Source organism: Ruegeria sp. THAF57 (genome assembly GCF_903914075.1).
Classification (GTDB): Bacteria; Pseudomonadota; Alphaproteobacteria; order Rhodobacterales; family Rhodobacteraceae; genus Ruegeria.
Genome location: NZ_CAIWNQ010000002.1, coordinates 659,487 through 684,447, shown reverse-complemented (window position 1 = coordinate 684,447; position 24,961 = coordinate 659,487). Strand labels below are relative to the sequence as shown.

22 protein-coding genes and 1 pseudogene are annotated in these 24,961 nt (G+C 55.4%); 5 read left to right on the top strand and 18 right to left on the bottom strand.

What is annotated here, in order from left to right:
- Positions 1 to 39 precede the first annotated feature (39 nt).
- Positions 40 to 1,215 (bottom strand): substrate-binding domain-containing protein, encoded by a 1,176-nt coding sequence (locus RUESEDTHA_RS07390; RefSeq protein WP_219635827.1) that lies wholly within the window; start codon positions 1,213 to 1,215, stop codon positions 40 to 42.
- 454 nt (positions 1,216 to 1,669) lie between these two features.
- Between RUESEDTHA_RS07390 and RUESEDTHA_RS07385 the strand changes: the two genes are divergently transcribed.
- The gene (locus RUESEDTHA_RS07385; RefSeq protein WP_180885715.1) at positions 1,670 to 2,740 is read left to right on the top strand and encodes an adenylate/guanylate cyclase domain-containing protein; all 1,071 of its coding nucleotides are present in this window, start codon (positions 1,670 to 1,672) and stop codon (positions 2,738 to 2,740) included.
- A gap of 830 nt (positions 2,741 to 3,570) precedes the next feature.
- Here the strand turns inward: RUESEDTHA_RS07385 and RUESEDTHA_RS07380 are convergent.
- A complete protein-coding gene (locus RUESEDTHA_RS07380) occupies positions 3,571 to 4,458 on the bottom strand; it encodes a LysR family transcriptional regulator (protein ID WP_180885714.1) in 888 nt (295 codons plus the stop codon).
- Between the two features lie 144 nt (positions 4,459 to 4,602).
- Between RUESEDTHA_RS07380 and RUESEDTHA_RS07375 the strand changes: the two genes are divergently transcribed.
- The 4 genes and pseudogenes from RUESEDTHA_RS07375 to RUESEDTHA_RS07365 all read left to right on the top strand — a co-directional run bounded on the left by RUESEDTHA_RS07375 (position 4,603) and on the right by RUESEDTHA_RS07365 (position 7,806).
- Entirely contained in the window at positions 4,603 to 5,451 is an 849-nt protein-coding gene (locus tag RUESEDTHA_RS07375; protein ID WP_180885712.1) for a TauD/TfdA family dioxygenase, read from the top strand.
- A 54-nt stretch (positions 5,452 to 5,505) separates the two neighbouring features.
- Positions 5,506 to 5,886: pseudogene (locus RUESEDTHA_RS21005) on the top strand (alcohol dehydrogenase catalytic domain-containing protein); the annotation flags it as partial.
- A 147-nt stretch (positions 5,887 to 6,033) separates the two neighbouring features.
- The gene (locus tag RUESEDTHA_RS21000; RefSeq protein WP_370456772.1) at positions 6,034 to 6,540 is read left to right on the top strand and encodes a zinc-binding dehydrogenase; all 507 of its coding nucleotides are present in this window, start codon (positions 6,034 to 6,036) and stop codon (positions 6,538 to 6,540) included.
- A gap of 321 nt (positions 6,541 to 6,861) precedes the next feature.
- Positions 6,862 to 7,806: an aldo/keto reductase gene (locus RUESEDTHA_RS07365; protein ID WP_180885706.1), complete on the top strand. Its 945-nt coding sequence runs from the start codon at positions 6,862 to 6,864 to the stop codon at positions 7,804 to 7,806.
- Positions 7,807 to 8,926: 1,120 nt separating this feature from the next.
- On the opposite strand, the gene RUESEDTHA_RS07360 is transcribed toward RUESEDTHA_RS07365, so the two are convergent.
- The 16 genes from RUESEDTHA_RS07360 to RUESEDTHA_RS07285 form a co-directional block, all read right to left on the bottom strand.
- Positions 8,927 to 9,454 carry a helix-turn-helix domain-containing protein gene (locus RUESEDTHA_RS07360; RefSeq protein WP_180885704.1) on the bottom strand — a complete coding sequence of 176 codons (528 nt, stop codon included), beginning with the start codon at positions 9,452 to 9,454 and terminating at the stop codon, positions 8,927 to 8,929.
- Positions 9,447 to 9,788, bottom strand: coding sequence for a hypothetical protein (locus tag RUESEDTHA_RS07355; RefSeq protein ID WP_180885702.1), 342 nt, complete (start codon positions 9,786 to 9,788; stop codon positions 9,447 to 9,449). The genes RUESEDTHA_RS07360 and RUESEDTHA_RS07355 overlap by 8 nt, the downstream gene beginning before the upstream one ends.
- Before the next feature lie 244 nt (positions 9,789 to 10,032).
- On the bottom strand, positions 10,033 to 10,227 hold the full coding sequence (locus RUESEDTHA_RS07350) for an AlpA family transcriptional regulator (protein ID WP_170387985.1): 195 nt from the start codon (positions 10,225 to 10,227) through the stop codon (positions 10,033 to 10,035).
- A 456-nt stretch (positions 10,228 to 10,683) separates the two neighbouring features.
- Positions 10,684 to 11,907 carry a site-specific integrase gene (locus RUESEDTHA_RS07345; RefSeq protein ID WP_180885700.1) on the bottom strand — a complete coding sequence of 408 codons (1,224 nt, stop codon included), beginning with the start codon at positions 11,905 to 11,907 and terminating at the stop codon, positions 10,684 to 10,686.
- A 239-nt stretch (positions 11,908 to 12,146) separates the two neighbouring features.
- Positions 12,147 to 13,142 (bottom strand): hypothetical protein, encoded by a 996-nt coding sequence (locus tag RUESEDTHA_RS07340; protein ID WP_180885698.1) that lies wholly within the window; start codon positions 13,140 to 13,142, stop codon positions 12,147 to 12,149.
- Positions 13,143 to 13,260: 118 nt separating this feature from the next.
- On the bottom strand, positions 13,261 to 13,713 hold the full coding sequence (locus RUESEDTHA_RS07335; protein WP_171123979.1) for a CoxG family protein: 453 nt from the start codon (positions 13,711 to 13,713) through the stop codon (positions 13,261 to 13,263).
- Between the two features lie 106 nt (positions 13,714 to 13,819).
- Entirely contained in the window at positions 13,820 to 14,623 is an 804-nt protein-coding gene (locus RUESEDTHA_RS07330; protein ID WP_180885694.1) for an XdhC family protein, read from the bottom strand.
- Between the two features lie 10 nt (positions 14,624 to 14,633).
- The gene (locus tag RUESEDTHA_RS07325) at positions 14,634 to 15,737 is read right to left on the bottom strand and encodes a VWA domain-containing protein (protein WP_370456767.1); all 1,104 of its coding nucleotides are present in this window, start codon (positions 15,735 to 15,737) and stop codon (positions 14,634 to 14,636) included.
- A gap of 83 nt (positions 15,738 to 15,820) precedes the next feature.
- Positions 15,821 to 16,621: an AAA family ATPase gene (locus tag RUESEDTHA_RS07320; RefSeq protein WP_370456771.1), complete on the bottom strand. Its 801-nt coding sequence runs from the start codon at positions 16,619 to 16,621 to the stop codon at positions 15,821 to 15,823.
- A 170-nt stretch (positions 16,622 to 16,791) separates the two neighbouring features.
- Positions 16,792 to 19,209, bottom strand: a complete 2,418-nt coding sequence (locus tag RUESEDTHA_RS07315) for an aerobic carbon-monoxide dehydrogenase large subunit (RefSeq protein WP_180885684.1) — start codon at positions 19,207 to 19,209, stop codon at positions 16,792 to 16,794.
- The gene (locus tag RUESEDTHA_RS07310) at positions 19,206 to 19,700 is read right to left on the bottom strand and encodes a (2Fe-2S)-binding protein (RefSeq protein ID WP_170355562.1); all 495 of its coding nucleotides are present in this window, start codon (positions 19,698 to 19,700) and stop codon (positions 19,206 to 19,208) included. The genes RUESEDTHA_RS07315 and RUESEDTHA_RS07310 overlap by 4 nt, the downstream gene beginning before the upstream one ends.
- A 12-nt stretch (positions 19,701 to 19,712) precedes the next feature.
- Positions 19,713 to 20,546 carry a xanthine dehydrogenase family protein subunit M gene (locus RUESEDTHA_RS07305; protein WP_180885682.1) on the bottom strand — a complete coding sequence of 278 codons (834 nt, stop codon included), beginning with the start codon at positions 20,544 to 20,546 and terminating at the stop codon, positions 19,713 to 19,715.
- Positions 20,547 to 20,686: 140 nt separating this feature from the next.
- On the bottom strand, positions 20,687 to 21,778 hold the full coding sequence (locus tag RUESEDTHA_RS07300) for an MHYT domain-containing protein (protein ID WP_180885680.1): 1,092 nt from the start codon (positions 21,776 to 21,778) through the stop codon (positions 20,687 to 20,689).
- A 119-nt stretch (positions 21,779 to 21,897) separates the two neighbouring features.
- Positions 21,898 to 22,902 (bottom strand): ABC transporter substrate-binding protein, encoded by a 1,005-nt coding sequence (locus RUESEDTHA_RS07295; RefSeq protein ID WP_180885678.1) that lies wholly within the window; start codon positions 22,900 to 22,902, stop codon positions 21,898 to 21,900.
- Positions 22,881 to 24,242, bottom strand: a complete 1,362-nt coding sequence (locus RUESEDTHA_RS07290; protein ID WP_180885677.1) for a sensor histidine kinase — start codon at positions 24,240 to 24,242, stop codon at positions 22,881 to 22,883. Before RUESEDTHA_RS07290 ends, RUESEDTHA_RS07295 begins: the two co-directional genes overlap by 22 nt.
- On the bottom strand, positions 24,232 to 24,900 hold the full coding sequence (locus tag RUESEDTHA_RS07285; protein ID WP_171123996.1) for a response regulator transcription factor: 669 nt from the start codon (positions 24,898 to 24,900) through the stop codon (positions 24,232 to 24,234). The genes RUESEDTHA_RS07290 and RUESEDTHA_RS07285 overlap by 11 nt, the downstream gene beginning before the upstream one ends.
- Positions 24,901 to 24,961 lie beyond the last annotated feature (61 nt).

Sequence of the window (24,961 nt, the reverse complement as noted above, 5' to 3'; positions counted from 1 at the left end):
GAACCGCCCCGGTTTCATGTGACAGACTGCGGTCGCAGATTATTGATTGCGAACCGGGATTTCCATCTCGTCCATGCCGATCTCACGAACAAGAACCGGCACGCCATAGTCCTTGCCGTCCTGAATTTCGGTGCGGAAATGGTACATAGTCTGCATTGCCTGATGGTCTTCCGGACGGAACATCATGGTGCCCTTGGGCGTTTCCCACGTAAGCCCTTTCATCGCCGCAACCAACGCCTCGGTATCTTCGGCGCCACCGGCCTTTTTGATCGCTTCAACAATGGCGATGCCTGAAGCCATGCCGCCGGCGGTAAAGAAATCCGGCGGGCTGTCGAAACGCTCAAAATGTGTTTTCACAAGCCAGTCATTCACCGGGTTTTGCGGGATCTCATAGTAGTAATATGTGGCGCCTTCCATACCAGGCAGTTCTTTGTACGCTTTCAAAGCTGCAAGGATGTTCCCGCCAGTGGCAATCTCAACTCCGAACCGGCTGGGCTCCATCGCGTTGATCTTGCTCATGGGGTTGCCGCCCCCGGCCCAGATGATGAACAGCTTCTTTTCGCCCTCGACTTCGCTCATCGCATTGAAGATGCGCTCTGCGGCCGCGGTGAAATCCGTCGTGTCGGTCGGCACATATTCCTCATGTGCCAATGTCGCACCGGTGCCCTCCAAAGCTTCCTTGAACGCTGCCACGCCATCCCGACCAAAAGCATAGTCCTGCGCCAGGGTTGCAACGGTGACGTTCTCACCGCCCAAGGCTACGGCGTTCGCGATTGCATCCTGAGATGAGTTGCGACCGGTACGGAAAATATATGGGTTCCAGTTCGCGCCGGTGATCGAATCCGCCACAGCGGGCTCTACGATCAAAACACGCTCATACTCCTCGGCAACGGGCAGCATCGCCAGGGCGACACCAGAGCTGACCGGGCCAACAGCGATATGGGCATCATCGTCGCCATAAGCCTCCTCCAGTTGCGCCCGACCGATGTCCGGCTTCAACTGCGTGTCTTTTTCGATGATGACGATCTTCTCGCCATTGATCTCCATCGTGCCATCGGTGGCGTATTCCAACCCTAGCTTCAGACCATTGTGGGATTGGGCTGCATAGGCCTCAAAAGGTCCAGTTTTGCCGTAGACATGGGCAATTCTAATTTCCGCGCTCGCTGTCGACGATATCAACGCGCTGACAGCGGTTAGTGCAAGCATGCGCAACATAAAGGCTCCTCCCGTTTTCCTCATTAGATATGAAACATGAATCATTATTCATGTCAAAGGTGTTTGTCCTTTGAAACGGCAAAAGGTCTGTCCTACTCCATAGGTCCGCTTCGTTGCAGGCACTCAAACACCAAGTTGCATATGTTGTTTTGGGTGCAGAGGGGCCGTTCAATGTGTTACGTCGGAATGACCGCTGAGCGGACAAAGTGGCCGTTAGTTGCGCCGCTGCACAAGACCTTGGAAAGAGCACTTTAGATTTTAATAGTCACATTTCTCTATCGAATGCTGCGCCCAGCACTTTTTCGCAGCTCGAAAAATTGACGGGCTTTGGCCAACATTGCGAGCACACGCGCGTGCGAATTTGCAAACCTATCGCTGGAGAATTGAGCGTTCGAAGACAAACCGAATGACACGAGCCTTCGGCTGTAACAAGATGATGGTGGAGGTGTAAGATATGGCGGATGTTTTCGACCGCATAGCAGATTGGCTGCAAAAGCTGGCCTTTTTTGACGCTGATCTTGGCGGGCTAGTCGAGCAGTTAAGTGACCGGCTGATCGATGGTGGCGTGCCGGTCACGCGTGTTTCCTTGGGCCGCCTGATGATGCACCCTGTAATTGGATTACTCGATGCAACGTGGGATGCATCAAACCATCGTATTGAATGGACCGTTCTTCCACGCAGCTCAGTAACGGCCGATCTCTTCGACAAAGCACCCTTCGGGGAGAATTCGAAATTGGCCAATGAGATTGCGAAACAGCACTTCAATAAGGAAGTATGGGACTTGGCGGACGGACTTGCGAACGGCACAATCAAGTTTCCTTTCATGCGGGCAAATCTGACAGATCAAGCGACCCGTGACAAATTTCCGCTATTCCAAAAACTCGCTCAAGCAGGTGTCACCGACTATGTCGTATGCAGTGCACCATTCGGCAATCGTACTGTTGTCTTTGACGGAGAGATGGAGTGGGCTTTGGGCGCGTCTGTATCTTTTGCTACAAAACGTCGTTCTGGCTTCACAGACCGTGAGATAGATGGTCTGTCGCGGCTATCTTTACCTTTGCTTGGTGCAGCGCGTGTATTGTCGGAGCAGTTCTTGGCAGCTGAGTTGATGGAGGTCTATCTAGGCAAGTTGTCCGGTCGATCCGTACTGAACGGTCAAATAGCCCGGGGAGATGTCAGCATAATTGACTGTGCTCTCTTATTCAGCGATATGCGCGGCTCTACGGTTTTGAGCCAGCGCTTGTCATCGGAAAATTATGTCGCAACGGTTAACCAATTCTTCGATTGTGTCGGTGGGGCGGTACACGATCACGGCGGAGAGGTTCTTAAATTCGTTGGCGATGGATTGCTTGCGATCTTTCCTTTTGATGGTCAACGTAGACTACCCGAAGACATGTGCGAAGCGGCCCTGTCCGCGGCGCGTGAAGCGTTCCAAAGGAATGAAGAACTTGATCCATCGGACCGTGTTGAATTTGGGGTTGGCTTGCACACTGGGGCGGCCGTTTACGGGAATGTTGGCACTTAAAAGCGCTTGGATTTTACGGTTACCGGGCCATCAGTCGCGATAGCCAGCAGGTTAGAGGGCCTGACGCGAAAACTGGAGGCGCGGCTTTTGGCAACGGGCGATTTTGTGAACTTGGTATCTGAAGGGCCAAAAAAATTGGGGCGGCATTCTCTGCGGGGTTTTGAGGAAGACTTAGATGTCTTTAGTTACGAAATTTTCACATAACGCACAATTGAATTGGGCGAATTGCAATCATTCGTATTGGCGCGTTTTGAGACGCGAGTACCGGAATGAAACCGGTCAGGTTTGGGCTCAAACCAGACGTCCGAAGGCCTTGGTTGGATAGCTGCTGCTATGTTCCATCGGTAACCCCTCAAGCGGTGTCTGAAACCTCGCGAGGCCGAGTTGGGGATCGTTTGGCCCACGCGAGGCCCCACTCAGACGGCGTTTGAAGCCGTGCAGACCAAGCTGGCTCGACGTCACTCACTACCGACGAACCAGCTACGTGGGTACCTTACTATTGGACCGCATGTGACCGTAGAGGTAAGATGTTAGATCACGAAGGCAGTCTGCTTTTTGCAAGGGTAGCCAGCTAATTAGACTGCAAATTAAGCGCGTCAATACTGTCTTTCCGGCCATACCTTGCCTCTCCATCTCTCAAATTCGCATTGGATGATGGCAGCGATACTTTGCAGAACGGCAAAAAGACATTGGATGAGTGTTCGTTATGTGCTCGAAGCTGCTTTTCTCCACGTTGCATGCTAATGACTGAACCAAGACCAGTTTTGACTTCCAGTTTTCTTAGTTCAACTAGTCGAAAATGTCTTGTGGATACCTATTGGAGAGCCATCTCACAGATAAACCCGTTGGCTATCTGCTGCTTCCACTAGCGCCGTCGTAACTGCGTCGATCATTTTGGTGTGAGGCGACGCCGTCATAGTTGCCAAGCCAACAATGCGTTCTGGTCCATTATGTTCAAGGGGGATCCTTTTGAGCCGCAGATGGTCATATGCAGCTAAACGGCTGTCTGGTATGATTGATACGCCAAGTTCAGCGGCGACCATACTTGAGATTGCTTCAAGACTCTCAAGCTCCATAGCGTCTTTGACTTCAATGCCTTTCCTTTGCAGCCAAGTCTCGATTTGCCTTCCCACAACCGCATCACGCGTAAAACGAATAAACGGTGACGCACAAAGCAATTCTCTTGAAGATAAATCTGGGGTGTTTTCCGAGACAAGCAGGACCAATTTTTCGGATACAATTTCAGAGAATTCCAACGTGTTTGGCAGAATATCTGGTCGGGAGATGATAGCCGCTTGGATCTGCGCGCGGTCTAATTGTAGCAAAAGCTGATTGGTCAAACCTGGAACAATCCGTACAAGGATATCCGGATGCACGGACTTTAGCGTCGCTAGCGCAGTCGGTACTAATCCAGTCAGTGTCGTTGGAACGGCACCCAAAGTTATTTCACCAGAGAGTTCGTTATTCGACTTCACCCTTTCCGCCAAACCGTCATATGCGGCCACCACCGCAGCAGCCTCTCCGACGAAGGTTAGCCCGGTATGAGTAAGTTTGGGCGACTTGGATGATCGGTCAAATAATTCGAGCCCCAACGCGACCTCCAGATTCCGCATCTGGTGACTGACCGCCGACGGAGTTAGATGCTCCGCCTCTGACGCGGCACGGAAGCTGCCATGTCGATGAACTGCGACTAGAGTTCGCAGCGCCCGAATGCTCATTCCGATAACCTCGCTAGCGCTAAAACCGCGATCATTATGTGAAATTTTTTCACTAATTAGTCAAAGATTTTTCGTTTTTGTTCATTTTTACTGATGTGTACCTTGCGCATAGCCCGCCCTATGAAACCAAACCCAGAGGTGCTTATGGTTGCTCCTAAATCCAACACCTATACTTCCATCGTCGCCAAACCCTTCGCTCCAAATCTCGGTGCTGAGATCTACGGAGTCGACCTAAGCCGGCCTGTGCCTGACGTTCAGTTTGCAGAGATCTGCGACGCCTTTCACACCTACCAAGTGCTGTTCTTCAAAGAGCAGAAGGAAATACCACCTGCGCAGCACATTGAATTTGGGAAACGCTTTGGGCCGCTTCACGCACACCCCGCAGCCCCAACGATGGACGGGTATCCGGAGATTTTCGAAATACATGCAACTAAGAATTCCAAGGTAGCAAACGGTGAGTTTTGGCATTCTGACGTTTCTTGCGATGAGACACCCCCCCTTGGAACTATGCTACAAATTCATATCGCTCCACCCTGCGGTGGGGATACCATGTTCAGTGATATGTATGCGGCCTACGACGATCTTTCTGAACCGATAAAAGATATGATCGGCGGGTTATCTGCGCTTCATAGTTCCGAGCATATCTATAAAGGCCGCTATAGCGACCGGGGGCAAAAAGACAGCGAAATTGACTGTCCCGAAACAGTTCATCCGATGGTTAGGACTCATCCGGAAACGGGCCGGAAATCGCTGTTTGTGAATCGAACGTTTACAACAAAGATTTTGGGCTTGTCGGAAAAGGAAAGCGACGCGATCCTCAACATGCTTTTCGAGCATGCGGAACAGATCAACTATCAAATCCGGTTCAGGTGGTCGCTTAACGACATGGCCTTTTGGGACAACCGGTGCTGTATGCATCGTGCGATCTGGGACTATTGGCCAGCAGAGCGAAAAGGGCGACGCGTAACCGTGAAAGGCGATAGACCAGTCTAGACTCGACCGAACCGAATTGCTCGATCAAAGAAACCAGATCTTTAGGAGCGCCAAGTGCGAGCTGCAGTCGTAAGAGAGTTTTGTGAAGACCTTTCGATTGAGACGGTCCCGGACCCAACCTGCCCAGACAATGGAGTGGTCCTAGAGGTCGCTGCCTGTGGCGTATGCCGCTCGGATTACCATGGATGGTCTGGTGCACACCCCAAAGTTCAAAATGGCTCCATCCTAGGGCACGAATATTGTGGAACTGTGGTAGAGGCAGGGCCTCAAGCGAAGCACAGTGTTGGTGACCGCCTCATAGCGCCATTCATCTTGGGGTGCGGCAGCTGCAGCGCTTGTCAAACAGGCGCATCAAACACGTGTGCTAACCAAATCGTTCCAGGATTTGGAACGCCAGGTGCCTACGCAGAATATGTTGCTGTGCCGTTTGACCATAACTTAGTTCACTTGCCAGAAACGCTCTCTCCTTCCTTGGCGGCAGGGCTCGGGTGTCGCGTAACCACTGCTTGGCATGCTTTGACAGACCGTGCAGATGTCGCAGCTGGTGAATGGGTGGCTGTCCACGGAACAGGAGGTATTGGCTTGTCCGTTCTTCTATTGGCAAAAATGCTTGGATGCAGAGTTGTCGTAGTGGATGTGGTTGAAGAGAAACTTGAGCATGCAAAGCTCAACGGTGCAGACGCTACAGTAAATGCCAGCAAAGAAGACGCCGCAGCAGCGATCCTAGATATCACGGATGGAGGAGCACAGGTATCCATAGAAGCGTTGGGGATCGAAAAAACGACGAACGCATCCTTAGAGTGTCTCGCTATCATTGGTCGACACGTGCAAATTGGTATGCCGTCGGGCGACGGCCTGATGCAGGTGAACATGCGTGCGATCTATTCTAAACAACTCTCGTTTTTCGGCACTCGTGGTATGCCTTCGTGGAAATACCCTCGTCTTCTAGGAATGATCGAACGTGGCGAAGTGGATATCCAGCCAATGGTCGCCAGAGAAATCCGATTGGAAGAGGCTAGCAATGAACTTCGCGCAATGAATGGACCGACTCCCCCAGGAACAGCTGTTATCACAAGGTTTCAGCCGTGATCAGCCCAAACGCCTGATAGGTTTTTTAAACAGTCATTCTCTCTATCATTGTACGCCCCTGTGCAAATTCAGTTATTCGTGCAAAATTGGCTTTTCAGGGTAACGCAATGAACGCCTGATTTGACTCGAGGCAGTCGTTCAACAAATTTGCTAGTACACCCACCATGCGGACATTACTACAATTCGCGAAAAGCTTTGTGAATTTGCGGTTTCAACAATAGCGTTGAGGCCAGAGATTAGCTCCAGCGACAAGTCTGACTTGTTTTCGATAAATTACTCGCGCGAAATCCGTGAATGTCCGGAACCAATTGGGAGGTTGGCATGGCAGAGCTACGCGAAATTGGTAAGACAGGGATACGAGTCCCTCGCATCGGGTTTGGATCGACGGGATTGGGAAGTATCCCGGAAATTTATGGGTATGAGGTTGAGGAAGATCGCGCGATTGATACAATTCGGGCAATTCTTTCGCAGCCAAATGCGTTCTTGGACACATCCCGCTGCTATGCCATGGGACGAAGTGAAGAGCGTATAGGAAAGGTCGTTCATGAGCTTGGTGGTTGGCCGGACGGGCGGGTGCTTTCCACCAAAGTCGACCGGGACATGGAAACCGGTGCTTTTGATGCTTCTCAGGCACGTAGATCATTCGAGGAAAGTCTTGCGGCCCTAAGCGTCGACAGCGTTGATATACTGCACGTCCATGATGTCGAATACGCAAATGACCTGTCTGAGGTCAAAGGACGGGGTGGCGCGATTGAAGAATTGTTCCGTATCAAGGAGGAAGGTCTGGCCAAAGCGGTCGGAATCGCAGCGGGACGTATCGACTTGATGATGCCAATTTTGGAGAGTTGGGATTTTGACGTGGTCCTGACACACAACAGGCATACTCTCGTAAACAATAACGCGGGACCGCTAATAGAACTCGCAAAATCACGAGGAGTTTCGATTTTGAACGCCGCACCTTATTCTGGAGGCGCACTTGCCCGGGGCAGCGCGATCCATCGCTTTTACGTCTATCGACCTGCAAATGATGAAGTACTTGCGCCAATACGTGCTGTTGAAGACATATGCGGACACTACGATGTCCCGGTCGGGGCAGTCGCGTTGCAATACTCGTTAAACGACGATGAAATAACTTCGACGGTTTGCGGAGTGACGTGGTCTCAGCATGTTGAACAGGCGATGGAATGGGCAGAGTGGTCAATCCCTGAAGGCGTTTGGGAGGAACTCGCTGAGCTCGATAAAACTTCGAGCGACCCAGAAGCTTAGAGTCAATTTTCGGATAGGATACTGTTCTGCCAATTGGCCGCTTTGGGCTCGAAGCGGTCATCGAAACAGTTCGGTCGAATGACTGCTTTGGCTTGGTACTGGTCGGTGTCGAAGCGGTTGATCATTTTCTGCAGTTTCCTATTGGCGCGGATAAGCTCATTGATCGTCTTGCGCGTTTCCTCGGCTTTTCTCGATCTTTCTCCGCGCCTCCCGGGCGGATGTGTTGATCCTGCAGCGTTCCCAACTCTGGCGCCACGCCGGCGGCAAAAACTCCAACCTTGAACTGCTGGCGGCAGCATCGCTAGCCGGTAGACTTCGCTTTAGCTGCGCATCTGAGCGCATTCCTGGTCAATTTCGTAGCGCCCACGAGTTTGTCGTTGCTTTTTGTCATCATGCCGCCCCTCGTGTTGCACGTTGTCGATAACGGCTTGGCCACCTTCTTTGACTTCTGCACGGAAAAACTTGGAACAGTCTGCCTAACTTTAGGTGCTGCTTGTTGATCAAAGGCTGCTTTCTGCGGGAAAGCAGCCTCAAATACTGAATATCCGTTACGCTTTTGCTCTACGCGAACCGATCAAATGGATTGTGCTCCGCCTCTGCTTCAGGAACCTGAATATTGCTACGGTTGGTTGGGCTCCCACCCAATGCGCTGACGTGTAAACGAAGTTCTCTCAATAGCGCCGCGCTGAGGTCCTGTTGGACCTGTACTCGAGCCCTCAGGATACACGCCGACTCCAACAAGGCACGGTCGCTGTGAACCAACCAGGGCAATTCCTCTGCAAAGGCACGCCAGACGACCTTTTCAGTCTCGTTGAGATAATTCGGCGGCCCCCCGAGTTCGCCCAGACCTTCCGGTTCGTTTCGTCCTCTGTACCGCTGGGGGTCTTTCTTTGCGGCGCCTGTCAGGATCGCCTTGCCTAGTGGTGTCTTTGGTCTGGGCATTCTGTACCTCGAATTTCTGAATTGCGGATATGTGCAAACAGCGGGTGGGTCGGTATGCGGTGCGAAAGCAACGATGATTGACCTACCCCCCGCCGTTAAGATGGTGCGCTGGCCTACTCCTTAGTCGCCCTTCATTGTTCCTTCGTATGTCTCTTTGCTTCTCACAGAGTGGTTAGTATTAGTGTTCCAAATCAGAACCGACCGATCGGAGAGAAACCGGCCTGACGGGTTCTGATATGGAACCATCGGTGGTCTTTGGGTTCTCAAACGGAACCACAGAGGAAGGTGACGGGTCCGACTCAGAACCGCGTTTTGTTTTTTGGGGCTGCCAGAACCTCCAGTCATTGGTGGCTGCTTTCTTGCCGGACCGGGTCTGCATGGCCTTGGTCGTCAACCGCCACTCATGGGCGCGACGGTGATACCAGTTGCCTCTCCGCTCCAGCACAAGGAAGCCCTTGTCCTGTAACTCCTCCAAGGCACGCTGAACAGTGGCCTTGCCTATTTCCAATATCTCTGCCGCTTCGTTCATCGACAGAAACACCTTGCCGTTGTTGCCGCCGTTGAAGCGGGTGTGAAGCTCCAGCCAGAGCTTCACTGCAGGTCCGGACAGAGCCCGCCACGCCGGGGACTTGATCATGGCGTAGGGCAGATAAACGAACTGACCCTCATCCGAACGTTTACCCTTGGGAGACCGCCGCCTACTCATCGCGACATCTCCGCTGGAAATGCGCGGGCAATGCATCCAGTTCAGGAAAGTCACAGCCGATATGCGCCCGGACGAGCCGGGTTAGGCCAGATTTGGACACATAGTACCCGAGCGTGTCCCATGCCGCTCCACCGGTCGGAAATTGGGGTCTCTGACGCTGAAACAGCCATTGGATATCGTCCCGGCAGACAGAGACGCGGTAGATACCATGGCGAAAGAGTTCGCCATGGTAGTTCTCAGCGGTTTCCCGATGATCGGTCCAGGAAAGAGAGCCGTCATCCAGCCCGCCTTCATAGCTTTGATTGCGCGATTTGGAAAAGGACATATTAGCCATGTTTGATCCGTCCTTTCCGTACGATCACCCGTTCAACCGAACGGCTCAAAGGCGACCAGTAATACCGGCGCTCGTTAGGTTTCTTGGAAGCGGCCCGCTTTGAGTCGTAGTTGCTTACTATTTTCATGTATTCTGTCCTCGCTTGCGCGTAGGGACGAAACACGATAGATTTCGAGTGTAGATTTTCTACAGTGTGAGAACGAAATCACCCGTGTCAATGACGTCCCATTGGCGCGGGTTTTCGTTATGCGCTCAGGCTTTCACCCATGATCCAGGCATCAATCTGATGGGTGTCCACGAACGCGGCACGCCCTACGGTGTGCTTTGTAATGGCACCCTTTTTGACTGCTCGGTCGAATGTGGACCGGCTCAACGAGTATCGCTTGATAGCGTCCGTAAGACGGATCAGGTTTGCAGTTTTTGTGTTCTGCTCTGCCATCTAGTTTTCCTTGAAAAAAGGAAAAAACCAGGAATAGAGCACCGAGTTCCCAAGGACATTGACAAGAATAGTGTCGGCAACAGCGGACATTTATCCTTGCCAATTTTTCTCGCAGTCGTCATAAAAACGTATAATGCGAGGGAGAAACAAAGGATAGTCGGCTGAAAATTTGAGCCGCGATGTTCTCCTGAGAGTTGCATTCTATTCGAGGCCTTTTCGCTAAGGTTTCGTTCTAAGCAGGTGGGGCGCCCAAGTTGTAGGAGACCGCGGCGCCCCTCTGCGGTGATGCTTCATAAGCAATCGTGGAGTGTACTGCCTATGGAATGAACATAAACCCCGTGCATCTTGGACCGCAACACCTTGATGACAGGTTTCATGATCTCCACAATATACAGGGGGATAAAGGGTCGATTTTGCGGATAAGCTGTGGATAAACTGTGGTTAACTGACCGATGGTCACGCATTCGCAATACCCCGAATCGAAACGACCTCTTTTCCTGTAACGTGAGCGGCCCAACGTTCAGCCAACAGCAGGCGTTCTTCAAAGTAGTCAGATCTCTGGTAGGCGCGCGAAACGGCTGATCCGACCTTATGGCCTATTGCGGTCTCTTTGATTTCATAATCCGTGCTGGTCGCTTCGTCAGCCCACGTCCTGAAGCTGGCACGGAATCCATGAGGTCGCGCCTCAAGCCCCAACCGCTCCATATGTCGGGACATGCTGGCATCACTGATGACGCCCTTGCGCGCTCCGGGGAACAAAAACCCATCTCGGGTAGTCTTCTCGGCCAATTCCACGATCCGCATTGCTTCTTTTGACAGCGGTACGCGGAAATCATCCGTTTTGCCGCGCGGGCCTTTCACAAGCTCTGCCGGTATGGTCCAAAGGTTGTTCTCAATCTGGCTAATCTGCCCAAACCGGATAGGTTTCGACCGTAGCCCTGTCAGGATTAGCAATTGTAAAGCGAGTTGAACCGTGCCACCGCCTTCAAGGCTCTGATAAAACGTCGGGACATCCCTCCAATTCATCGACGGTATGTTCTCGGGTTTGTGAACCTGTTTGCCTAGCAGTTCGCGGGCATCCTCTATCGCATGACGGTCGATTTCGTACCGTTTGGCGCTTGCATAGCTCAAGCAGGCTTTGAGCCGGGTTAGTGACTTTCTGGCCACGTCAGTCTTGGTGTGCCAAATCGGGCGTAGTGCATCGGCTATCGCGGTGCCGGTGATATATTCGACCGGCGTATCGCCCAGCGCGGGCAGTACATGAGTTTTAATCGGGCTGTACCAGCGGCCAGCCTCCCCATCACCTTTTAGCTGCGCTTTGCGCGCCTCATAGGCCAAGGGGGCGATATTCTTCAGCAGTCGCTCTTCGCGGGCCTTCGGATCATTGGCTATCTGGTCAGCCGCAGCCTGTTCTTTCTCTGCTTTACGTACCTCTATCGGGTTGTCCCCACTTTTAACGATCCAGCGATAGGCATCAGCCATTTCACGGGCCTGCGCCAATGACACGCCAGGGAAGCCACCCAGACCCATTTCCTTGCGCTTTCCTGAGATAGTGAAGCGAAAAACCCATTGGTTGCCTGTGGCCAACCGGTACAGGTACAACCCGCCACCGTCGCTGTGTTTGCCAATGCCCGCGCTCCGAACCTTTGCGGCGCTCAGCTTGTAGAGACTTCCCGCCATATCCCCTCTTGGCACTTCCTATCCCCCGTTTTATCCCCTCTTTTTCCTGCGGTATCAAGATGTATCTTGGCGCAATATGACGGGATAGGCCTTAAAATATTTTGTTATTGAGTGTAATTTTCTGACTTTGTGAAGCATAGTGACGCTTGGTGGTTATTTTGTTCAGTGCCTCTCCTGGGCACCAAATCCCCCGAAATTTGAAAAATCCACTGTATTAGACGGCTTTTTGCCTTTCTGGATCAGCCGGCCGCCCCTTGAGACATCGCGGCAAGCTCTGTCAGTTCGGCGTTTCGTTGCGCCGCTTGCGCCTTGACCCGTTTCACGAACTGAGCTGGCAAATCAGGACCGCCCTGCGCGATGAAGGGGGTTGCCGTTTCGTCCCCGATCAACTGGGCATATTTAGCCCAGGTTCGAAAGACGAACACGTCACGCAAACTGATAAAAGGCTTTGTGTGGGCTTTGATTTGCGGCTTGGGGAACTTCGTGCCCTTGAAGTACTGTTCTTCGATTCCGGCCCAATCCTTCGGCGCTTCAAATTCGGTCTGCTCCGCGTTTACTGAATACTTGAACGCCGGATACTCAAGCCCGTATTCCGAACAGCCGTGAGAGATCTTCAGATGAAGGCCCGACACACCGAACTCTGCCAACTTGCCCTCAAAGGCGGCAAGGCAGGCTTTGGCCTCATCCGCGCTGTTGCAATAGATGTAGCCTTTATACGGGTATTTGATCCCATCGCGCAGTTCAATCATGCACTTTCTGGTGTTGTTACCGGGAAGGTCGAGCTTCAGCAGCACCAGATACGCCTGGATCATCTTTTCCAGCGTTTCGGGCAAAATCTGCACCTTGTAACAACCGTGGCACAGCGCCGGTATCACCTTGGTCTCTGAAAAAAACTTCAAACGCGCGTCGCAATAAGGAACTTTGCCCTGCACCTTCAGGACCTGCCCTGAAAACACCTGTGCGACCGGCACCGCATGCTTGATGCCTGCGGATTTCAGGACATTCAGCCATCCCTTGTACGCCACAGCGCACTCCGACGGAGCCAAGAACGCCTGTTGCCAGTCTTTGGGCAGTGTAGACGCAAGCTTGGACTGGGCCCGTCCAAACGCACCGGAAACACCCTGCGCGCTATTTGACATGTCCAAAAGTGTGACCAGACGGCGGATCGCCTGCAAGTCATTCGGGCGGACTGCAATCCAGTTTTCCAGTTGTTCCAGCACCGCGCTGTTTTTCACCGAAGCCTCCTGCCACGGGCATCACGTCCATGACTACGGTGATTGCGCCGAATGCCTTTGCCGTCAACTGAATTGCGTCCGAATGGGCCGGGCAATTGGCCCGACCAACCCAATTCAATCAGGAAACGGCCTGTTCCGACACGACCTCACCAAACTTGGTGAAGAACTTGCCTGATAGCTTTTTGGCCGTGCCAGCAATCAACCGGCTGCCAAGCTGGGCGATCTTGCCACCAACATCGACCTTGGCGGTATAAGCCAGCACAGTTTCGGCCCCGTCTTCGGTCAGCGTCACTTCGGCCCCGCCCTTGGCAAAGCCAGCAGCGCCCCCTTTGCCTTCACCGGTCAACGAAAACCCACCGGGCGCGTTCGAGTTATCCAACGTGACCTGTCCGGCAAAGCGCGCTTTGACCGGGCCGATTTTCAGGACCACTTTGGCCTCAAGTTCCTCGGGGGAGTGCTGGATCAGTTCTTCGCAACCGGGAATACATTCCTGCAAAATCTCGGGCGTGTTCAATGCCTTGTATACAACATCCCGTGGGGCCGCGATGCGGATTTCATCAGACAGTTCCATTTATTCTTCCTTTGTTCAACAACATCTCGGGAAAACCAAAAGTGCGGTTTCCGTCGCTTGTTTGGGGGTTTGTTCGATGCGTGCCGGCCACAGGGACCGCACGCGTTTAAGCAAGCTTTTCATCCTCAGACACCTCTCTTGTCTTGTCCGTGTTCCGCCACATCACGACTTCGGCCAGGATCGACAGGGCGATCTCATGCGGATCAATGGCGTGAATATCCAAACCGGCCGGAGACTTCAGTTGCCCTGCACGCGCCGGATCCAGACCATTTGCCACCAGCTTGTCGATCAGCGTGTCCGCTTTGCGACGGCTGGCCACCATGGAAACGCGCCGCGCCGGTGTGTTCAGGGCGGCCTCAAGTGCCACAGCGTCACCGCGGCCCTGAGACGCCACAACAACAAAATCCCGCGCCTCCAATCCAAGATCGCCGACAGAATCCGGTTCGAACTGTGCGTGCGCCCCGTCCGTTTCGGTAACGCAAACCCGAAACCCGGCCAGCGCCGCGTGATCGGCAAGAGCGGACGCAATTGGCGACCCTCCGAATATCACCAAACGCGGCGCATGCTGATAAGGCTCCACCAACAGATCAACGGTTCCACCCGAAGGGCAGCCGCTTTTGAAAGTCTGCACACCATCCGGGTCCGTCATGCTCACCACCTTGTCTGAAGGTTTGATACGGATCATCTGGGGCGCACCACTGGACAGTGCATCCTGCGCCGATACCCTGACGGCCCGCTGAACGCAGGCGCCACCCAAATGGCCCAGTATCTGTCCATCCCGCGTGATCGCCGCCTTACCGCCCGCCTTGGCCGAAGTCGCATCCGCCGTTCGTAAAACCGTTGCCACGCAAAACGCGTCACCTGTCCGGCGAAGCTCTTCTATCGTGTCGAATATGTCGAAATTTGCCATGGGGCTCCTTTCACAATTTCCGGAATTGCGGTTCAAGCGCTGCAAGCGCTGCAAGCGTATTGGCCGGGAGGTGGGCGTCTAGATAAGGCTCGGCCGCCTGCATGGAAGCCGCGATGGGTTGGTAGTTTTCCCACCCTTTCAACGGGTTCAGCCAGACGATCCGCCGCGCCTTTCGCCGGATGCGCGCCAGAGCCGCGCCCAGCGCCTGCGGGTCCGAACTGCAATACCCGTCAGACAGGATCAGCACGATCGTTCGACCATTCAGCGCGCGTGCACCATAGCCTGACACGAACTGCTCCAAGCTGCCCGAGATATCGGTACCGCCCCCGAACCCCTCGGCCATCAGCGAAAGCCGCCCCGCCGCACGCAGGCTATCGTGATCGCGCAGCGCATCGGTGACGCGCATCAGACGCGTGTGAAACAAATAGGCGTCCGCTTCCGTGCCGCTACCAATCAATCCCTTCAAAAAGGCCAGGAACACGCGGGAATAGACAGTCATGGACCCGCTGACATCGCATAACGCAACAATGCGCATCGGACGCGGTGGGCGGGTGCGACGGTACAGGTCAATCGGCTCTCCGCCCCGTGCAAGACTGGCGCGCTGTATGCGCCGCAGGTCCAGCGCCGGCCCCTTCGACGCCTGCTTGCGCCTGCGCGACCGGCGGTCACGGATGGCACAGGCAAGCGACGTTGCGGCCCTTTCGGCCTTATTCAGAGCCTCATCATCCATCAACTCTCGCAAATCCCGGCGCGACAGGTTGGCGGTTCGGGTCGCGATCAGCCTGCCGTCTAGACCCTCTGCCTCTCCCTCACCCGGATCCGGCGTGGTGGGTTGATCTGTTCCGGATTGCACGTCGTCCTGCGCCTTGTCCTGTTGCTGCCAGATCATCGGTTTGGCCGACTGGACGCGAACATGAGCAGACTTGGCCGACCCTTCCCGTTGCTTCCCGGCGTTGAACCAATACGAGTCAAACAAGTCATCAAACCGACGCCAGTCTTCGGCATCTCCTGCAAGTACGGCGCACAAAGCACGCCGGGCCTGACCCGCATCCGTCGCGTCAATCAAAGACAACGCGTTCAAAGCGCCCGCTGTTTCCTTTGGCCCTACCCGCATCCCATTCATCCTCAGATGCGCCACAAAACCGGACATGCGATCCGCAAATCCAGAAGCACGGGAAGGAAACCGCGTGACCTGCATTACGCAACCTTTCCAATCAAGCGATCCATTACCTCGGGCGGGGCCGCATCATAGTCAGCGGCTGTTTTCAGCAGGCAGACAAGCGTTGCCTGAACCTCATCACGCGCCTGGGCCAGATCATTCACGCCCAATCCGGCCAAAGCCGCAGACCAATCCAGCATTTCAGCAATGCCAGGCGTCTTCTCAAGGTCTTCTTTCCGAAGCGCCTGCACCACACCAATGATCTGCCGGGCCAAAGCGCCCTCGATCTCAGGCATCCGAGCCTGCAAAATCGCCAGTTCCGTCTCGCGTGACGGATAGTCCAGAAAGCTGTATAGGCACCTCCGACGCAACGCGTCCGACAAGTCGCGCGTGCCGTTTGCCGTCAGGATTACGATTGGCCGAACCCGCGCCTTAATCGTTCCCAATTCCGGAATCGTGATCTGAAAGTCAGATAGGATTTCCAATAGATAAGCTTCGAATTCCTCATCCGCCCGGTCAATCTCATCAATCAGCAATACCGGGGGTTTTTCTTCCCCAATAGCCTCTAACAAAGGTCGTTTCAGCAGATATTCGTCTGAAAATAATTGCGCTTCGCTGGCTCCGCCCTGCGCTTCACTCGCGCGAATGGCCAATAACTGACGCTGATAGTTCCATTCATAGATGGCATGACTTGCGTCTAGCCCTTCGTAACACTGCAACCGAATAAGACGCGTGTCGCGCCATGCGGCCATCGCCTTGGCGACTTCGGTCTTGCCAACCCCTGCCGGCCCTTCCAGCAATAATGGTCGCCCCAACGCCTGCGCCAAGTGCAGCGCCATTGCCAACCGATCATCAGCAACATAGCCCTGCGCGGCCAATCCGTTCTGCACATCACTCAAAGTCAAAACCAGGATCCATTCTTCATCTGGCTAATAATATCCCGGGGGAGGTTCGGAGGGGGCTGGCCCCCTCCGTTCGGTCGGACCGGCCCAGGCCGGACCGAATCCAATCACCCATGCATCCCCAACCCATTGGCAATCTTCCAGATCCGCCAATGGTCATGCGGCATATGGCTCTGCACCAACCCAAAAGGCCGGAACGCATCATGCACCGCGTTCGAGAAACAAGGCACGCCCCCAACATTCGGGCTTTCGCCAACACCTTTCGCCCCAATCGGATGATGCGGGGACGGCGTGACCGTGTAGTCGGTGATATAGTTCGGCGTCTCCCATGCGGTTGGCAGGAAGAAGTCCATCAGCGTTCCGGTCTTCACATTGCCCATCTCGTCATAGGCAATCTCTTGTCCCATCGCGATAGCCAACGCCTCGGTTACGCCGCCATGAACCTGCCCGTCGATGATCATCGGGTTGATCCGGGTGCCGCAATCATCCAGCGCATAGAACTTGCGAACATCCCATTCGCCGGTGTCCACGTCGATCTCCATGACGCAGATATAGGCCCCGAACGGGTAAGTCATGTTCGGCGGGTCATAGTAGCTGACGGCCTCCAGACCAGGCTCCAACCCTGGGATCGCCTGATTGTATGCGGCAAAGGCGATTTCCTTCATCGTCTTGAACCGCTCAGGCGCGCCCTTGACCGAGAACCGATCCACATCCCACTCAACGTCGTCGTCATGGACCTCAAGCAGATAGGCCGCAATCATCTGCGCCTTGGCACGGATCTTGCGTGCGGCCATGGCGGTCGCCGCCCCGGCCACAGGCGTGGACCGAGACCCGTAGGTCCCCAACCCGTAAGGCGCGGTATCTGTGTCGCCTTCCTCCAGTGTGATGTCATCAGCGGGCAGGCCGATCTCACTGGCGATGATCTGGGCAAAGGTCGTGGCATGACCCTGACCCTGAGAAATCGTCCCCAGCCGCGCGATGGCAGACCCGGTCGGATGGATGCGGATTTCGCAGCTATCGAACATGCCAAGCCCGAGGATATCGCAGTTCTTCACCGGGCCAGCGCCGACGATTTCGGTAAAGTGCGTCAGACCAATACCAAGCAGTTTACGGGTCTTCCCGGCTTTGAACTCCTCAACCCGCTGCGCCTGTTCCGCGCGCAGGCCGTCATAGTCCACGGCCTTCAGGGCTTTGTCCCAAGCGGTGTGATAGTCGCCCGAGTCGTATTCCCAGCCCAGCGCCGACTGATACGGGAACTGATCGGCCTTGATAAAGTTGATCCGGCGCAACTCGGCCGCATCCATGTTCAGCTTGATGGCCAGAACCTCGATCATGCGTTCGATGAAATAGGCCGCCTCGGTCACACGGAAGGAACAGCGATAAGCCACCCCGCCCGGAGCCTTGTTGGTATAGACCCCATCCACGGCCAGATAGGCGGTCGGGATGTCATACGATCCAGTGCAGATATTCATGAACCCCGCCGGGAACTTGGTGGGATCAGCACAAGCGTCAAAGCCGCCGTGATCCGCCGTGGTATGACACCACAGACCGGTGATCTTGCCGTCCTTGGTGGCCGCGATCTTGCCCTGCATCCAGTAGTCGCGGGCAAAGGCGGTGGACATCAGGTTCTCCATCCGATCCTCGACCCATTTCACTGGTTTGCCTGTGACAATCGAGGCCACGACCGAACAGACATAGCCCGCATAGGCCCCCACCTTATTGCCGAACCCGCCGCCGATATCGGGGCTGATGACACGGATATTGTGCTCGGCAATGCCCGAGATCAGCGACACAACCGTCCGGATCGCGTGCGGGGCCTGAAACGTGCCATAGAGCGTCAGTTTCCCAGTCACTTTGTCCATGCTGGCCACGGACCCACAGGTCTCAAGCGGGCACGGATGGGTGCGGTGGTAATACACCATCTCTTCGGCGACCACGTCAGCCTCGGCCAGAATAGCCTCGGTCGCGTCTTTGTCGCCCTGTTCCCAAGTGAAGATGTGGTTGTGATGCTTGCGTGGCCCGTGTGCGCCCTCGGTTTGATCCGCGATGTCTTCACGCAGGACCACATCGGATTTCAGCGCCTCGAACGGGTCGGTCAGAACGGGCAGTTCTTCGTACTCGACCTCAACCAGTTCCGCCGCATCGGCCGCGATATAGCGGTCTTCGGCGACGACAAAGGCCACTTCCTGTCCTTGGAACAGCACCTTGCCATCAGCCAGAACCATCTGTTTGTCACCCGCCAAGGTCGGCATCCAGTGCAGACCCAGCGGGGCCAGATCCTCGGCTGTCAGAACAGCGATCACACCGGGCTGCGCCAAGGCAGCCTCTTTGTTCACGCTGACAACGCGGGCATGTGCGTAGGGGGAGCGCACAAAGTCGCCGAACAGCATGCCGTCCAGCTTGATGTCATCGACATAATTGCCCTTGCCTTGGGTAAAGCGCACATCCTCGACGCGTTTGCGCGAGCTGCCCATACCTTTGAGGTTGGCGGCGCGTTCTTCGGGGGTCATTGTTTGGTCGTTCATTCCGCGGCCTCCTTCTGAGCGTTCAGCATGTCAGCCGAGGCCGAGATTGCCTTGACGATATTCTGGTAGCCTGTGCAACGGCACAGGTTCCCGGCCATCCCGAAACGAATTTCTTCTTCGGTTGGGTTGGGATTTTCCTGTAACAAGCGATGCGCGCGGGTGATCATGCCCGGCGTGCAGAAGCCGCATTGCAGACCATGATGTTCGCGGAACATTTCCTGCAAGACACCAAGGCTGCCATCGTCATTGGTCAGCCCTTCGACGGTGGTGATATCGGCCCCATTCACCTGCGCCACAAAGGTGGTGCAGGATTTGACGGACTTGCCGTCGATATCCACGGTGCAGGCCCCGCAATGGCTGGTTTCGCAACCAATGTGAGGGCCGGTGATTTTCAGATCTTCCCGCAGGAAGTGGATCAGCAGCGTGCGCGGCTCGGCCAGACCTTCGACCTCTTTGCCATTCACGGTGAGTTTGACGTGCATTTTCGACATGGTTTCCTCCCCTCAACCCGCGCGGCTTTGAGCGCGGTCGATGGCGCGGCGCAGCATCACGGCGGCCACATGTTTCTTGAATTCGACGGGGCCGCGGTTGTCGGCCACAGGTTCAATCGCATCCAGCATCGCAGCGACGCACCCATTCACATCGCCATCGGCCAACGCCGCGCTGGCGCCTTCGGACCAGATCGGCGTGTCGGCCAGGTTGGTCATCGCGACTGAGGCGGTCCCGTTGCCCACCATCACCGCAGCCGCCGCCGTCGCATAATCGCCGATCTTGCGCTTTTGCTTCTCATACGCCTGTCCAACACCCGCGCCGGGAACCGGGATCGAGATGCGGGTCAGGATTTCCTCATCCTCGCGCGCGGTGAAATATGCGGCCTCATAGAACTCGCGGGCAGCGACGCTCCGGTTGCCATCGGGGCCGGACAGTTCAAACGTCGCGTTCAGGCATTGCATCAGCCCCGGCATATCGTTGCCCGGATCGCCATTGGCCACGTTGCCACCAACGGTGCCCATATACCGCACCTGCGGATCGGCGATCTGCAACGCCGCTTCGCGGATCAACGGAATGGCAGCGGCGAGACCGTCATGCGTGATCAGCTCATGCTGCGTGACCATCGCGCCCAATGTGACGGTGTCGGACCCGATCTGGATGCCCTTCAGTTCGTCAATAGCTTGCAGATCGACCAGATGACCCATCTCGGCCATGCGCAGCTTCATCATCGGGATCAGGCTGTGCCCACCCGCGATCACGCGCGCCTCGTCTCCGTGTTCCTGTAGAATGCCGATGGCCGAGGCGATGTCGCCTGGCCGGTGATACTCAAAACCGGCTGGTATCATGTTTTTCCTCCCTGGGTCCGAAGCGATATGCCTTGGGGGACCTAGGTTAAGGAAAGAACGGTCACATCAGCCGTTCCAGCCACGGGGAACGGGGCGCGCAGGTTGTTTCACGAAATGCGAATGGGCTGCACGAGTTGCGATCAAAGGCCGAGCGCGTCGCGAATATCAGACAGGCGCGATCGGCTGACGGGGACCTTGGTCAAAGCGTCGACATCGTCAAAATAGCAGGTGCCATTGTCTTTGTGCCGCTCAAACCCCGAGACATGTTTGGGGTTCACCAGATAACTGCGGTGGGCGCGCAAAAAGCCGTCGGGCGCAAGTCGGGATTCTGCCTCAGTGATCGACCACGGGCAGAACAGCTTTTCCGCGCCCATGTACAAGACGGTGTAATGCCCTTCGGCACGGATAGCGGCGATACGGGCGGGTTCAGCAAAAAAGGTCTGGCCTTCCCGTTCAAACGGAACCCCCGCGCGAAGCACCGCAGGCTCGGGTTCCGGTGTTGGGGCAGGCGCAGGCGCCGCCACGGCCGGCTCAAGGAAACTGACGCCGGTCAGCAGGAAGGCACCGCAGATCAGGAACACAGCGACGGTTACGCCCATCGCCAGAACCTGATTGTTCAGCGCGGGACCTGCACCGCCAGCGCTGTCACTGGCAACGAAATCCGTCAGGCCGGTGGCTACGAAATGCATGGAAAACACGGCCAGCCCGAAACAAGCCGTACCCAGCAGGATATTGCGCTGGGTGCGGTTGTCATAAGCCACCCAGATTGCCACCACCGACAGCCCTACCGAGGCCAAGGTCGAGATCGCAACATCCCAGGTGTTGTAGACCGGGCGGCATAGCTCCATCCCAGCCATCCCGATATAGTGCATCACCACGATGCCAAGGCCGACGATGACGCCCGCGCCGACAATCGTCTGTACCGAACGTGGCCTGAAATGCAGCAGCAACAGCGCCAGACCGACCATCAAGATCGCCACCAAAGCCGAGATCAGCGTGATCAGCGCATCATAATAGAACAGGATCGGCAGTTGCAGACCCAGCATGGCCACGAAATGCATCGACCAAATCCCACCGCCCAGGACCACTGCGGCCAGAGCGACAACAATCTTGCGCCTCTGATCATCCAGCTTGGACGCGCCATGCGTAAGGTATAGGCCAGTGAAGCCCGCCATCAGTGCCACGGCCAACGACGCCGCCACAAGCCAGGCGTTATGCGAATAGTCCAGCATTTCGGTTTGCGCGCCCTCCTCGACGCGAGGCGACGTTAGCAAACGGATTTGATTGGGACAATTGGCTGAAAGGCGGAAAACAAACCATTCATGCGCACGTCATGGTTACAACGGCGCGCTTACTGGATGACCGCGTTTTCCCACGCAGACAGGAATTTTTTTCGTTTCAAATCATCCAGAAATGTCAGCAAGGCCGGATTCAACCCGATTGTCTCATGATCCGTGGACTCACCCTGAGACATGAGCGGGGGAAGAGATAGCTGGCTGCCCTGCACCACTGGCTTTTCTTCGACAAGGTACTGGACAAAAGCCTCGGCCGCGTCCGGTTGCTGTGTCGCCCTGGACACTAGCGCGGTGCGCATCATGATCGTTTGGAAATCGGTCGGAAAAATCACCTCAAGGGCGTCCTTGCGCTCAGCGCGAACGGCGGCGTAGCTGCCAAGAACATTGTAGGCCACCAGAATTGTACCATCGGCAAGATCGTTGATCATCTCGCCGGAACAGCAATACAGGCGCACATCAAGGCCGCCCATAACCTCCATCAGACGCCAAAATGTCTCGGACGCGCGTGCGTCTTGGGTCGCAAAAAGGTAGCCAAGACCAGAGTCGCGCACATCATAGGTTCCGATCCTGCCCCGAAACTCTTCGGGCCGCTTGCGCAGCGCTTCGATCAGGCCCTGACGAGTCTGAGGAACGTCCTGACCCTCGAACGCTGCTCGGTTGATCACGATGGCCGCGGGTTCGGTCGTAAAAGCAAACAGGCTTTGGTGCCACTGCGCCCACGATGGTGTCTCGATATCCTCTAGCGGCAGAGCAAACCCGTCATTTGCCAACTTAAGCTGCAGGTCCATCGCGCTTGAAACAACAATGTCAAAGGCATCCGGCGTGGCGCGGACGCGCTGATTGATATCCGCAGTCCCTGATACAAGATATTCGACACTGATATTGGGATTTTTTGCGACAAATCCATCGATCAAAGGGGCGAACAACACCGTGTCGGTGCTGGAAATGACACGCAGGCGCGGACCGTCTGCTCTTTCGTTGAAGATCAATTGATCTTCCCAATCGTCGGCCCATCCGAGTCCGGGCAAGACAAGCAGAACTAAAGCGATAAGATAACGCATGCGCCCCCCGATGGCTGATTTGTCAGAACAAGCGTGCCGCCATGTGCAATCGCCACGTCCTGAGCGATCGTCAGCCCCAGACCCGAGCCGATTGTTCCAGCCGCGTTCTTGCCGCGCTCGAACCTGCGGGTCAGTGTCTCGACCTCTTCAGGAAGAAAACCGGGGCCGGAATCGCTCACCTTGATTTCGGGTTTTCCGTTAATCTCGATCTCGACCGTGCTGTCCAACGGAGCGTATTTCAACGCGTTGTCGATCATGTTTCGCACCGCGTTCTGGATCAGGATGGGATCGCCGGAATAGGGAACCGTAGGATCACCTGTCATGGACAAAGACAGCTCCTTCATTTCCGCAATTGGCGTCAGGCGTTGAACAAGGTCGCGGATCAATTCAACCAAATCCACATCTTCACGCACAAGGTGGTCGGCGCGGAATGTGATCATGGCATGATCCAAAAGCTGCCCCGCCGCGCGCGAGCTTTCGTCGATTGCCCGCACCATCGCCCGCAACGCCTCGCGGTTTTCCTTGCGCTCAACACGATGCAGCGTTGCTTCGGCATAAGATCGCACGGTTGCCAATGGCGTGCGCACACGATGCGCGGCCTCGGCGATGAAATCCTCGGACTGGCTGAGCGATTGATCCAAGCGCCCCATCAGAGAGTTCAGGGACATCACCAAAGGCGCCATTTCCCGTGGGACCGGCTTTTTGAATGGGCTGAGGTCCTGAGGGCCCCGCCGCGTGACGGATGTGGTCAGCTTGTTAAGCTGTCCGATCGTGGTCGACGTGATCCAGAATGACAGCGCCGCCGTCAAAAGAAAGAACCCCAGCCCCAGAAATGCGGCATTGCGCGAGATCTGGTCGAGGGTCCGTGAAAGCGCGTCCTGCGTCTGACCAAGTACAACTTCGATTTCAGTCTGCCGGCCCAGCCCCACAAGCGTTCGGCTTGCGCTGACCTGTCGAATGCGTTCGCCGCGCAATTCACCAGATGTAAAGGACCAATCGCTTTGGGCTGGGGCCGCTGCCAGCCGCAAATCTTCGTAGCCGGACAGAAACACCCCGTCCTGATAAATGGCGTAAAATACACGATCATCGGTTGGGGTGGTCAGCATCGAGAACGCGGCATAGGGGATATCCACCTCCAGCACCCCATCCCGCAACGCGGCGGCATCAAGAATGGACGTCACGGACGCCTCAAGGATGTTGTCCTGACCTTGTTGAGCCACCTGCGCGGCATAGTTGCGAACCGCAAAGAACAACAACACGGCCAGAACCGCCGCTCCGCCAATCAGGGTCAGGACCAACCTGTTTCTCAGCGACCCTGAAACGTTGGGATTAGTGGTCATGGTCCAACCTGTACCCCAGACCACGCAGCGTGGTTATTTTCAGGTCCGAAGGCTCAAGATGTTTGCGCAGGCGACCGACATAAACCTCAATCGCGTTATCCGTCACGCTGTCATCATAGGAAAACAGCCTGTCAGCGAGTTTTTGTTTCGAAAACACGTGGCCCGGCGCGTTGATGAACAGCTCCATCATGCGCAGTTCCCGATTTCGCAGCGAAAGGGTTTCCCCGGCCACGGTCAAATGGCCGGCCACCGGATCAAACACGACGCCGCCGATCTCGATCGTGGATTTGGCGCTGCCGGATTTTCGGCGCAGGACCGCGCGGCAGCGGGCCTCAAGCTCGGCATGATCAAATGGCTTGGTCACGTAGTCATCCGCCCCCAGATCAAGTGAACCGATTCGATCCGAAACCTGGCTGCGCGCGGTCAAAACGATCACCGGCGTGTCCAGACGACTGGCCCGATGCCGTTTCAGAAAGTCTCGGCCATCCCCATCCGGCAGCATGATGTCCAGCAGGATCAGGTCGTATTCCTCGGTTTCAACAAAGGCGGTGGCGTCTTCCAAATTCGCTGCATGATCAATGACATGGCCATCCAGCCGCATACGCGAACTGACCGCATTCGCGAGATCCAGATTGTCTTCGACAAGCAGAAATTTCATCGGGCCCAAACAGTATTTTGCCGCGTGACAGGTTGATGTCAGGTTGGTGTGTTTTTGTTCC

Bases quoted from the DNA above. Each gene is read 5' to 3' on its own strand.
- RUESEDTHA_RS07385 (WP_180885715.1), top strand. From the start codon at position 1,670: ATGGCGGATGTTTTCGACCGCATAGCAGATTGGCTGCAAAAGCTGGCC.
- RUESEDTHA_RS07375 (WP_180885712.1), top strand. From the start codon at position 4,603: ATGGTTGCTCCTAAATCCAACACCTATACTTCCATCGTCGCCAAACCC.
- RUESEDTHA_RS07295 (WP_180885678.1), bottom strand. From the start codon at position 22,902: ATGCGTTATCTTATCGCTTTAGTTCTGCTTGTCTTGCCCGGACTCGGA.
- RUESEDTHA_RS07380 (WP_180885714.1), bottom strand. From the start codon at position 4,458: ATGAGCATTCGGGCGCTGCGAACTCTAGTCGCAGTTCATCGACATGGC.
- RUESEDTHA_RS07315 (WP_180885684.1), bottom strand. From the start codon at position 19,209: ATGAACGACCAAACAATGACCCCCGAAGAACGCGCCGCCAACCTCAAA.
- RUESEDTHA_RS07325 (WP_370456767.1), bottom strand. From the start codon at position 15,737: ATGCGGGTAGGGCCAAAGGAAACAGCGGGCGCTTTGAACGCGTTGTCT.
- RUESEDTHA_RS07330 (WP_180885694.1), bottom strand. From the start codon at position 14,623: ATGGCAAATTTCGACATATTCGACACGATAGAAGAGCTTCGCCGGACA.
- RUESEDTHA_RS07335 (WP_171123979.1), bottom strand. From the start codon at position 13,713: ATGGAACTGTCTGATGAAATCCGCATCGCGGCCCCACGGGATGTTGTA.
- RUESEDTHA_RS07350 (WP_170387985.1), bottom strand. From the start codon at position 10,227: ATGGCAGAGCAGAACACAAAAACTGCAAACCTGATCCGTCTTACGGAC.
- RUESEDTHA_RS07305 (WP_180885682.1), bottom strand. From the start codon at position 20,546: ATGATACCAGCCGGTTTTGAGTATCACCGGCCAGGCGACATCGCCTCG.
- RUESEDTHA_RS07390 (WP_219635827.1), bottom strand. From the start codon at position 1,215: ATGTTGCGCATGCTTGCACTAACCGCTGTCAGCGCGTTGATATCGTCG.
- RUESEDTHA_RS07290 (WP_180885677.1), bottom strand. From the start codon at position 24,242: ATGACCACTAATCCCAACGTTTCAGGGTCGCTGAGAAACAGGTTGGTC.
- RUESEDTHA_RS07360 (WP_180885704.1), bottom strand. From the start codon at position 9,454: ATGAGTAGGCGGCGGTCTCCCAAGGGTAAACGTTCGGATGAGGGTCAG.
- RUESEDTHA_RS07355 (WP_180885702.1), bottom strand. From the start codon at position 9,788: ATGGCTAATATGTCCTTTTCCAAATCGCGCAATCAAAGCTATGAAGGC.
- RUESEDTHA_RS07285 (WP_171123996.1), bottom strand. From the start codon at position 24,900: ATGAAATTTCTGCTTGTCGAAGACAATCTGGATCTCGCGAATGCGGTC.
- RUESEDTHA_RS07320 (WP_370456771.1), bottom strand. From the start codon at position 16,621: ATGGCGCTGCACTTGGCGCAGGCGTTGGGGCGACCATTATTGCTGGAA.
- RUESEDTHA_RS07300 (WP_180885680.1), bottom strand. From the start codon at position 21,778: ATGCTGGACTATTCGCATAACGCCTGGCTTGTGGCGGCGTCGTTGGCC.
- RUESEDTHA_RS07345 (WP_180885700.1), bottom strand. From the start codon at position 11,907: ATGGCGGGAAGTCTCTACAAGCTGAGCGCCGCAAAGGTTCGGAGCGCG.
- RUESEDTHA_RS07365 (WP_180885706.1), top strand. From the start codon at position 6,862: ATGGCAGAGCTACGCGAAATTGGTAAGACAGGGATACGAGTCCCTCGC.
- RUESEDTHA_RS07310 (WP_170355562.1), bottom strand. From the start codon at position 19,700: ATGTCGAAAATGCACGTCAAACTCACCGTGAATGGCAAAGAGGTCGAA.